The organism is Nitrospirota bacterium (assembly GCA_035516965.1).
Lineage (GTDB): Bacteria > Nitrospirota > UBA9217 > UBA9217 > UBA9217 > MHEA01.
Genome location: DATIZR010000011.1, coordinates 1 through 10,821, shown reverse-complemented (window position 1 = coordinate 10,821; position 10,821 = coordinate 1). Strand labels below are relative to the sequence as shown.

Annotated in this window: 8 protein-coding genes; all 8 read left to right on the top strand. The window is 59.2% G+C overall.

Annotated features, from left to right (window positions below; translation table 11 throughout):
* On the top strand, positions 1-418 hold a 418-nt coding region (kdpC, locus tag VL197_00860), incomplete at its 5' end, for a potassium-transporting ATPase subunit KdpC (protein ID HUJ16520.1).
* 16 nt (positions 419-434) lie between these two features.
* A complete protein-coding gene (locus VL197_00855) occupies positions 435-824 on the top strand; it encodes a hypothetical protein (GenBank protein HUJ16519.1) in 390 nt (129 codons plus the stop codon).
* A 680-nt stretch (positions 825-1,504) separates the two neighbouring features.
* Complete coding sequence (locus VL197_00850) at positions 1,505-1,657, top strand: hypothetical protein (GenBank protein HUJ16518.1); 153 nt, start codon at positions 1,505-1,507, stop codon at positions 1,655-1,657.
* A complete protein-coding gene (gene mgtA, locus VL197_00845; GenBank protein ID HUJ16517.1) occupies positions 1,654-4,320 on the top strand; it encodes a magnesium-translocating P-type ATPase in 2,667 nt (888 codons plus the stop codon). The genes VL197_00850 and mgtA overlap by 4 nt, the downstream gene beginning before the upstream one ends.
* A 2-nt stretch (positions 4,321-4,322) precedes the next feature.
* Entirely contained in the window at positions 4,323-5,126 is an 804-nt protein-coding gene (locus tag VL197_00840; GenBank protein ID HUJ16516.1) for a PTS sugar transporter subunit IIA, read from the top strand.
* 448 nt (positions 5,127-5,574) lie between these two features.
* Positions 5,575-8,277: a sensor histidine kinase KdpD gene (locus VL197_00835; protein HUJ16515.1), complete on the top strand. Its 2,703-nt coding sequence runs from the start codon at positions 5,575-5,577 to the stop codon at positions 8,275-8,277.
* 144 nt (positions 8,278-8,421) lie between these two features.
* Positions 8,422-9,126, top strand: coding sequence for a response regulator (locus VL197_00830; GenBank protein HUJ16514.1), 705 nt, complete (start codon positions 8,422-8,424; stop codon positions 9,124-9,126).
* A 266-nt stretch (positions 9,127-9,392) separates the two neighbouring features.
* Positions 9,393-10,821, top strand: a 1,429-nt coding sequence (locus VL197_00825) for an APC family permease (protein ID HUJ16513.1), incomplete at its 3' end; no start/stop codon positions are given.

Genomic DNA, 10,821 nt, shown 5'->3' with positions numbered 1-10,821 from the left:
CTCAGAGCTCCTCGGCCAGCAGTTCGATGACCCGAAGTACTTCTGGGGAAGACTTTCAGCGACGACCCCCTATCCCTATAATGGCGGGTCGTCTTCCGGCTCTAATCTCGGACCGAACAACCCGGATCTCGTGAAGGCCGTCCAGGCGCGTATAGATGCTCTGCGCGCTGCCGATCCGGGGAATGACGCTAAGATTCCCGTTGATCTGGTCACTGCCTCAGGCAGCGGTCTCGATCCGCAGGTCAGCCCGGCTGCCGCCGAGTATCAAGTCCATCGCGTGGCAAAGGTTCGCGGGCTTGACGAGGTCAGGGTCCGCGCGCTCGTTGCGTCGCATACAGAAGACCGCTGGCTTGGCATGCTCGGCGAACCGGTGGTCAACGTTCTGGAGCTGAACCTCGCGCTCGATGAACTGAAGTAACTGTGGAGCTTCAGACATGAAAAAGATCAGAACGGTTCTTGCTGTCCTGCTCATCTCATCCCTCGGGCTCCCTCAGCTCGTAAACGCCGTTTCCTGGTCTCCCCTCCAGGAGGAGCGCGAAGAGAAGGCTGCCAAGGGGATCATGGTGAAGGGCACGCTCGTATGCCTGTTCCAGAGCGGTACCGCGGACGTAAAGAAGGCGATCAATATTAACGATATCCTTCCCGTCTACCGGGAAGACAAGTCCCGTGAACTCAAGGAAGTAGGAAAGATCAAGGTGCTTTCTTATGTAGGAGAAGATTATTTGAGAGGTGAGGTTGTCGAAGGCGAGATCATGGCCGGTGACGTCGCGAAAAAAGGCGGTGTCGCCAGCCTTATCATATCATCGGGGGACAAGTGTAAATAGTCTTCAATGATCTCATTATAGGATGTCCCCTATAGTTGGTCATTCCTGCGAAAGCAGGAATCCAGGATCTAAGCGAAAAACCACACCCTGCACTCGCGCCGGGCATGGCCCGTATTCGCGCAACGCGCTCATAAGCACTGGCCACAGGCTCGTAAATGCTGGGTGCAGGCTGGATTCCCCCGTATCAAGTACGGGGCAGGCTTGCAAGCCCGGAATGACTGCTTTGGAGAATAGTTCAGAGACGACAGTGCGATCTCCGTTCTATTGTGAGTCCGTTAATAAATCTAGGACTATCGCTCGCTGATCTGCGGAGATAAATGGGTTATCCGGTGGGGCTCCTCGGGAAGGGCCCCATTTTTAGTATCAGCCACCTTCAAAAGACCGGAAAAAGCTTGACGTTCTTTGTTGAAAAGAGTATAAACTAAAAATTCACAGACTAAATGCTTCAAAAAACAAAAGCTCAATGAAAGGAAACTGTATGTGTAGTAGCTCGGATGGCAGTCATAGTTGCCGTCGAATACCATATCGCCGCAGCAGGGCTATGACGACCCCGGTTCGATGCAGTTTCGCCGGGCGATTCATGATGTGACCCGGTAGGCTCTCCGTCCCGTTGTAATCCACCCGCCCGTTCGCTTCTGATCAAGTCCGTCGTCCTGCCGCGACCCGGTCAGAGGTGAACAATGATCCAACTTATCTCGTTTTTTCATCGTCCTGAATTTCTTGAAGCCTGGAATCCCGAAAAATTTATAAACAATCCCGAAGCCGGCAGCCCTGTAACCGCGTTCCTCTCCGCTGTAACGTTGTCTTCGTCGGCGCGGGAGGCGGCGCTATGATCAGGGGCGTGTTTATGAAATTCTTCGGGAAATCAGCTGCCGAACCCCACAGCCTGAAGACCGCACAAACAGCGACCGAGCACGAACGCCGCCTGGTCGATCTGTGCTCGATGCCTGCCCAGGAGGCGCTCGGAGCACTTCACGCCGATCCGCAGGGGCTGACGTCCGAAGCCGCTGAACGCCGGCTCCACAAGTTCGGCCCGAATGAACTATCGCACACCAAGCAGCTGAGCTTCCTCGCTGATATCTTCGAGCGCTGCAAAAGCCCCCTGGTCATCCAACTGCTCCTGATCGCCGCGATCTCCGGCTTCATCGGCGAAATCAAGTCGACCATTATCGTCGGCATGATGGTCCTTTTAAGCGTGGGGCTTTCCTACGTCCTTGACCGCCGCTCGAACAACACTGTCGAAGCGCTCGGCAGGCGCGTGCAGTCGAGGACCCGCGTGCTGCGGGACGGCAAGGAACATGAGATCAACCTGTCGGACATCGTGCCGGGAGACATCGTCCTCTTGAACGCAGGCTCGATCATTCCGGCCGATCTGCGGCTGCTTGTTGCAAAGGACTTCTTCGTGAGTCAGTCCGCCCTCACGGGAGAGTCCATGGCTGTCGAGAAAACGGCCGAAGTGCGGGTGATGAGCGACCAGAGCGCATGGGAGCTGCCGAATGCCTGCTTTCTCGGAAGCAGCGTGACCAGCGGAACAGCCCGTGGCGTCGTCATAAACACCGGAACGCGGACGCTCTTCGGGTCCATCGCGGAGCGGCTGGCCGAACGACGCGAAGATACCAGCTTCGACAAGGGCGTGCGCTCCTTCACCTGGCTCATGATCCGGTTCATGGTGGTCATGGTCTTGGCCGTGTACTTCATCGTGGGCCTGACAAAGGGCGACTGGGTGGAGGCCCTCTTGTTCGGCCTTTCCATCGCCGTGGGTCTCACGCCGGAAATGCTTCCCATGATCGTGACCGTGAACCTCGCGAAGGGAGCCCTGACCATGGCCAGGAAAAAGGTCGTGGTCAAGCGGCTGCCGTCCATCCAGAACTTCGGCGCGATCGACGTGCTGTGCACGGACAAAACCGGCACCCTGACGCAGGATCGTGTGGTCCTGGAGCAGCATGTGGACATCACCGGCCATCCGAGCGAAGACGTTCTCAATTACACGTATCTGAACAGTTATTACCAGACCGGCCTCCGGAATCTGATCGACCGGGCCGTACTCGAATATTCCGATCTGGATGTCGAGCGGGAGTGCAGGCTGGTGGACGAGCTTCCTTTTGATTTCGAACGTCGCCGCATGTCGGTTGTTGTTGACTATGAAGGCGATCATGTGCTTATCTGCAAGGGAGCGGTTGAGGAAATCTACTCCCGATGCACTCGTTATCAGATCGGCGACGAAGTGTATCCCCTGATAGACATGATGCGGGAGAACCTCTTCGAAGAGGTAGAGCGGCTGAACAAAGATGGCTACCGCGTGCTGGGCATCGCCTACCGTGAGTTTCCGCGCGAAAAAACAACATACCACGTAGCGGACGAAGCTGAACTGATCCTGCTGGGCTACACGGCGTTCTTCGACCCGCCAAAGGATTCAGCAGCGGAAGCCGTTGAGCTCCTGAGGAAGGCCGGCGTGCGGATCAAGGTCCTGACCGGCGACAATGGTCTGGTGGCGAGCAAGGTCTGCCGGGACGTGGGCATCGAGCCGGGGCCAATCGTGAGCGGCGCGGACATCTCGTCTATGACGCCAGATGTGTTTTCCCGTGTCGTACAGGAAGCGGATGTGTTCGTCAAGATCGCCCCGGCTCAGAAAGAACAGATCGTCCAGGAACTCAGAAAACAAGGTCATGTCGTGGGGTTCATGGGCGACGGGATCAACGACGCTCCGGCGCTCAAGGCAGCCGATGTCGGCATTTCCGTCGACTCAGCCGTGGACGTTGCCAAGGAAGCCGCGGACATCGTGCTCCTGGAAAAAAGCCTTCTGGTCCTTGAAGAGGGGATCATCGAGGGAAGGAAGGTCTTCGCGAACATCATCAAGTACATCCGCATGGGAGCAAGTTCGAACTTTGGGAACATGTTTAGCGTCGTGGGCGCGAGCTATCTCCTGCCGTTCCTGCCGATGCAGCCGATTCAAGTGCTCACGAACAACCTGCTCTATGACATTTCCCAGACGGGAATTCCCACGGACAACGTGGATGAGGAGCAGACCGCCAAACCGCAAAAGTGGGACATCTCGAACATCAAGCGTTTCATGATATTCATCGGCCCTATGAGCTCCATTTTTGACTATGCGACCTTTGCTCTCATGTGGTTCTTTTTCAAATGCAGCGTCTACGCCGATGCAGCCACGGGACCGGTCCAGAAGGAAACACTTGCCCGCTTGTTCCAGACCGGATGGTTCGTGGAGTCGCTTCTGACCCAGACTTTGATCGTTCACACCATCCGGACCCGGAGGATGCCCTTTTTCGGCAGCCGCGCTTCATTTCACTTGACGTTGACTACTCTCGTCGTCATGGCCATCGGCGCATGGCTGCCTTTTTCACCCTTCGCGGGTGCTCTCGGCATGGTTCCCTTGCCGCCTGTTTATTGGGTCTGGATCGCGTTCTTTCTTGTTCTTTATGCCGTCATGACGCACGGCATGAAGACCTGGTTCTTCAAACGATACGGAGGTGATTGATCTTGGACAGCCTGCTCGATGCTTTGCAGGAAGGCAGACTCATCGAACTTCCCGAAAATAACAAGGAGCACGCCCTTCAGTTCCTGGCGCACATTCTGGAAGCGATACCCACGATCCCGGCCGGCACCGACATCGTCGGTCTGGTCATGGCGAGGGAGCGTGCAACCGGTACGGCCATCGGTAGGGGATGGGCCTGCCCTCATGCGAGGACGTCCTATGATGACGATCTTCTATGCGTGGTGGGGTGGAGCCCGACGGGAATCGACTACGGCGCGCCGGACGGCGTTCCGGTGTCGATCATCGCCATGTATCTGGTGCCCGATAACCAGCGGAACCATTACCTGCGGGAGGTTTCCATGCTGGCCAAGGCGCTTAAAAGCTATGACGGGATTGATAAGCTGCGGTCAGCCAAGGAGCTGAACGAGATCCGCGAGCATCTGCTCGATATGGTCAGCGCCACAAAGGAAACCGTCGGCCCCGACACGCGCGCGCGGATGATCCAGCTCCAGGCGAGACCCGGCGTTGCGGCGATCGCCGTTCCCGATCTGGCGAACCTTGTCGTCGAACCGGTGACCATTGTCACGGCCCCCGGCATCAAGCCTGTCGTGCTCGCTCAAAACCGCAAGCTCGTTGAAGCCCTGGATTCCGCAGCCGGGCTTGTCGAGGGCGTTGCGTCCAGCGGCTTGTTTCAAAACGGCGGTTGGCGCATCATGAAAAGGGGCACCGTGACGTATCAGGGAGATCGCGTGGCATATGAGTGCTTGGCAATAGCAACAGCGAAGGGCAATTTGTCCTCGGATAAATAACGGCTGATATCTTATCAGTTCGTTTTTTTTGGCAGCAGGACAACCTGTTTTGTGCGATCTGAACTCAAGCAAGTCTGAAAATTCACCGTGCTCCTGTATTCAGAAGAGTACTGCCGGAAAGGGAGGTTGTCGAAGGCGAAAGCAAAGCAGGCGACATCGCAGAAAAAGGTGATGCCGGCAGCCTCGTCATATCATCGGGCGATCCGTGTAAATAGCCCAATTTATAAATGGCGGTGGATATAGGTTGCCAAATAACATGTTATCCAATGCCGGGCCCCCGTTATTTTTTTAGCGCACCCGATAGAATGCCAAAGAGAGCAGCAGCGCGACTGCAACGTCGTTAAGCGGCAAGGGTAATCTGTAAAAAAGCATTTACACCCACTATCAAACATGCGACAATGCAAAAATTAAGATATCCCCTGTATGATGTTCATCTCTGGGAGTATGGATGGAAGAAGGAAGACCGAATCCTGACGAGTTGCTCGATCGAGTGCGCCGGGAAACCGAACGGAGCCGTGAAGGCCAGCTCAAGGTATTCTTCGGCGCGGCCCCCGGCGTCGGAAAGACCTATGCCATGCTCGAGGCCGCGATGCAGAAGCGGGCTGAAGGCGTGCCTGTCCTCGTGGGGCTCGTCGAGACCCATGGCCGCAGGGAGACCGAAGCCCTCCTCGAGGGCCTCGATGTCCTCCCACGCCGGGATGTCGAGTACCGCGGCACGGTGCTGAAGGAATTCGACCTCGACGCGGCCCTCTCCCGCAAGCCCTCCCTTATCCTTGTTGATGAACTGGCCCATAGCAACGCTCCCGGCTCGCGCCACAAGAAGCGCTGGCAGGACATCTACGAGCTCCTCGGCGCGGGGATCTCCGTGTACACGACGATGAACGTTCAGCATTTGGAGAGCCTGAACGATATCGTGACCCAGATCACGGGAATCAGCGTGCGCGAAACCGTTCCCGACTTTCTCCTCGACCGGGCCGACGAGATCGAACTGATCGACCTTCCCCCCGACGACCTCCTCCAGCGCATGAAAGAGGGGAAGGTCTATTTGCCGGAACAGGCAGCCGCGGCCATCAGGAATTTTTTCCGCAAGGGGAACCTGATCGCGCTCAGGGAGCTTGCCCTGCGCCGTACCGCGGACCGCGTGGACGAGCAGATGCAGGTGTACCGTCAGGACAAGGGGATCAAGGAGATCTGGCCCGCGGGAGAGCGCATCCTGGTCTGCGTCGGCGCCAACCCCCGCTCGATCCGGCTGATCCATTCAGCGCGGAGGCTCGCGGCGGGCCTGCGCGCCGAGTGGATCGCGGTCCACGTGGAAGCGCATGCGCGCGTCCGTCCCTCGGCGCAGGACCTCAGGCAGCTGGCCGACCACATGCGCCTCGCCGAAAGCCTGGGCGCCGAGACGGTCACGCTCTCGGGACAGCGGATGAGCGACGAAGTGCTGACCTATGCGCGCAGCCGGAACGTGAGCAGGATCATCATCGGCAAGCCCACTCATCCACCCTGGAAGGACAAGATCTTCGGATCGCCGCTGGACGAGATCGTGCGGGGCAGCGGCGACATCGATGTGTACGTCATCAGCGGCGACGTGGCGGAGCCCCACCGGCACCCCGAGCCGCAGATCCGGCCCCGCAAAACAGGGCGCAAGCGGGAGTGGCTCTGGAGCATCCTGACGGTTGCGTCCTGCACGGGCATCGACAAGCTCATGCAGCCCTATTTCGAGCGGCTGGACCTCGCGATGGTCTACCTCCTCGGGGTTGTTTTCGCGGCGAGCCGGACCGGCAAGTGGCCGTCGCTGTTCGCCACGGTCCTCAGCATCGCGGCCTTTGATTTTTTCTTCATCCCTCCCTATTACAGCTTTGCGGTCAGCGATGTCAGGTACTTCATAACCTTCCTCGTGATGTTCATCGTTTCCTTCGTTATCAGCAGGCTCACGATCCGGGTCCGCCAGCAGGCCGAGTCGGCCCGCCTGCGCGAGCGCAGGACCGCCGCGCTGTACAGCTTCAGCCGCGAGCTGGTCCGGGAGAGGGGGACGGAGCACCTGAGTGATATCGCCATGAAACACATCGGCGAGGTCTTCGACAGCCAGGTCGCGATCCTCATACCCGATGACCAGAACCGGCTTGTGCCGACGGTGGGCGGCCCCTCGGCGTTCAGTCCCGACCAGCAGGAACTAAGCGTCGCGCACTGGGTGTACGAACACAGGCAGCCCGCAGGTCTGAGCACCGATACCCTGCCCGGTGCGAAGGCCCTGTACCTGCCGCTCATCGCTTCCGGCGGTCCGGTCGGCGTCGTGGGCATTCTGCCGCGGACCCCGGGCGACACATTCGAACCCGAGCAATTCCATTATATCGAGGCCTTTGCAAACCAGACGGCGATCGCGATCGAACGCTCCTTCCTCGGCCAGGCTGCGCAGCGCGCGCTCTTGAAGGCGGAGACGGAGAGCCTGCGGAACACCCTTCTCAGCTCCATTTCCCACGATCTCCGGACCCCGCTCTCGGTGATCACCGGGGCAGCGACGACCCTGCTTCAGAAGGACGTCGTGCTGGACATGAGCAGCCGCACGGACCTTGTGGAGACCATCCGCGAGGAAGCGGAGCGCCTGAACCGGAGCATCAAGAACGTCCTTGACATGACGCGCCTGGAGTCGGGAGCCATCAGGCTCAACAAGGAGTGGCAGCCGCTCGAGGAGATCGTGGGCGTCGTGCTGGAGCGCCTCGACGACCGCCTCCAGGATCATCCCGTGACCGTAAAACTGCAGGGAAACCTGCCGCTCATTCCCTTCGATGGCCTGCTGATCGAACAGGTGCTAGTGAACCTGTTCGACAATGCGATCAAATACACGCCGAAGGGGACGCCGCTCGAGCTCTCGGCAACGGAATCCTTCTACACGGTGACCGTTTCCCTGGCCGACCGCGGGCCCGGGATCCCGCCCGGCGAGGAAGAGCACATTTTCGATAAATTCGTGCGCGGCCGCGCGAGCGGAACGGGCGTCGGCCTGGGCCTTGCCATTTGCCGCACGATCATCAATGCCCATGGCGGCAGGATATGGGCGGAGAACCGCGAGGGCGGCGGCGCGGTGTTCCGCTTTACCCTGTCCGCGGCCGGCCTGCCGCCGGCGCCGAAGCAGGAAGAGGAACGTGAGCGGGTATAATGCCGAAGAGGCCTTTAACCACGGGTTCGCTTCGCGAACACACGGGAGTCGACAGGAATATACGGTGATGTAAACATCACAATGATTCGCTCCCACCGTTTCTTTACCGTGTTCATCCGTGGTTCCACGGTCCCTTGCACTATCATGCCTGAAGAAAAAGAACTCATACTGCTTGTCGAGGACGAGCCCCAGATGCGCCGGTTCCTCAGGATCACGCTCCAGACCCAGGGGTATCGCCTGGTCGAGGCGGCCACTGCCCAGGAGGGACTCTCCCAGGCGACGACGCGCAATCCGGACATCGTCCTGCTCGATCTGGGCCTGCCCGACCTTGACGGCCTGGAAGTCACGAAACGGCTGAGGGAGTGGACGCAGACGCCCATCATCGTCATTTCCGCCCGCGAGCAGGAACGGGACAAGGTCAATGCCCTCGATGCCGGAGCCGATGACTACCTGACGAAGCCCTTCAATGCCGCGGAGCTCCTCGCGAGAATTCGCGTGGCCCTGCGTCACGCCGCCCGACAAAAGACCGGCGCAGATGAGCCCGTCTTTACCCTCGACACGCTCCGGGTCGACTTCGCACAGCGGCAGGTGTTCGTCGGCAATGAAGAAGTGCATCTCACGCCGATCGAATACAAGCTGCTCGCTGTGATGATCCGCCATGCGGGCAAGGTCATTACCCACCGTCAGCTCCTGCACGAGGTCTGGGGTCCCGCCCATGTGAACGAGGTCCAGTACCTGCGCGTGTACATGACGCAGCTCAGGCACAAGCTCGAGACCGATCCAGCCCGGCCCCGGTTTCTCCTGAACGAGCCCGGGATCGGCTACCGGCTGAAGTACGATCCCGCATGAGCATATCCCACGCACCTGGTGCGTACTCGTCACCCGGGTTCTTTTCTGGTCACAAAGCGGGCAGATGACCAAAGAAGCGGCATGACTTCGAAGGAGCGCGTCGTCTCTGATGCCGGCATCGGCCCGTCTTCCCAAGAAATCCGTCAGTTATGGCAATGCATTCTTCTTGTTGAAATGGCAGCAGTATTGCTCTATAATTTGACCGTTCAGTAAGAAAGTCCCAGGAAAGTGAAGGCGGATTCCCTCGCTGTCGCATACAACCACCTATGGATCAACCCCGGAAGCCCACATTCACCCAGAGGTTTAAAACCCTCATCTTCGGCGGAAAGCACAATATCGAGGACACCTCTCTTTTCCATAAGCTGACGCTGATCGCGTTCTTTGCCTGGATCGGCCTCGGCGCCGACGGTCTGTCGTCCTCCTGCTACGGGCCGGAAGAAGCCTTTCTCGCCGTTCACGGTCATGTGTACCTGAGCGTCTTTGTCGCGCTCATGTCCGGGCTCACGGTGTTCATCATCGCCACGAGCTATTCCCAGATCATCGAGCTATTCCCGTCGGGCGGCGGGGGGTATCTCGTCGCGAGCAAGCTTCTTTCGCCGTCGGCCGGCATGGTTTCCGGCTGCGCCCTGCTCATCGACTACGTCCTTACAATCACGATCTCCGTTGCCAGCGGCGCTGACGCCCTTTTCAGCTTTCTGCCCGCGGCGTGGCTGGCGTACAAGCTCCCTTTTGCGATCGTCGGTGTCCTGGTCCTGACCGTCATGAACATGCGCGGCGTAAAGGAGTCGGTCCTGCCGCTGGTGCCGATCTTTCTCACCTTCGTGGCGACCCATGCGTTCATCATCATTTACGCCATGGTCACGAATCTGGGCAGCATCGGGGCCGTCGCCGCCGCAACACGGGCCGACGTCATGCAGACGCAGGCGGAGCTCGGGGTCGCCGGCACGGTGCTCCTCATCCTGCGCGCCTACAGCATGGGGGCGGGCACCTACACGGGCATCGAGGCCGTCAGCAACGGCCTGCCGATCCTGCGCGAACCCAAGGTCCAGACCGGCAAGCGGACGATGCGGTACATGGCCTTTTCCCTGGCCCTCGTCGTGATGGGACTCATGCTCGCCTACCTCCTGTACCGCGTTGTTCCGCAGAGTGGGAAGACCCTGAACGCCGTGTTGTTCGAGACCATGGCCCGGGACTGGGGCAGGGGCGGGACCGTGTTCGTGCTCGTCACGCTGCTCTCCGAGGCCGCGCTCCTGTTCGTTGCCGCCCAGACCGGATTCCTAGACGGGCCCCGCGTGCTCTCGAACATGGCGCTCGACCGCTGGTTCCCGACAAAGTTCGCCATGCTCTCCGACCGGCTCGTGACCCAGAAGGGCATCCTGATGATGGGCGGGGCCGCGCTCGTGACCATGCTCCTGACCGGCGGGTCGGTCAGGTACCTGGTTGTCCTCTACAGCATCAACGTGTTCATCACCTTCTTCCTCTCCCAGCTCGGCATGGTGCGCCACTGGTGGGAGGTGAGGGGCAAGGAGGACCATTGGGAGAAAAAGCTGTTCTTCAATGGTCTCGGCATGACCCTTACCTTCTTCATTCTCGCATCCGTGACGGTGCTCAAATTCCACGAGGGAGGATGGATCACGCTGCTGCTTACCGGGGCTTTGGTCGTCATCGCCCTGCTCACGCAGCGCCACTACCGGA

Excerpts from the sequence above, each read along its gene's own strand:
- VL197_00855 (HUJ16519.1), top strand. The coding sequence starts at position 435 with ATGAAAAAGATCAGAACGGTTCTTGCTGTCCTGCTCATCTCATCCCTC.
- VL197_00850 (HUJ16518.1), top strand. The coding sequence starts at position 1,505 with ATGATCCAACTTATCTCGTTTTTTCATCGTCCTGAATTTCTTGAAGCC.
- mgtA (HUJ16517.1), top strand. The coding sequence starts at position 1,654 with ATGATCAGGGGCGTGTTTATGAAATTCTTCGGGAAATCAGCTGCCGAA.
- VL197_00835 (HUJ16515.1), top strand. The coding sequence starts at position 5,575 with ATGGAAGAAGGAAGACCGAATCCTGACGAGTTGCTCGATCGAGTGCGC.
- VL197_00830 (HUJ16514.1), top strand. The coding sequence starts at position 8,422 with ATGCCTGAAGAAAAAGAACTCATACTGCTTGTCGAGGACGAGCCCCAG.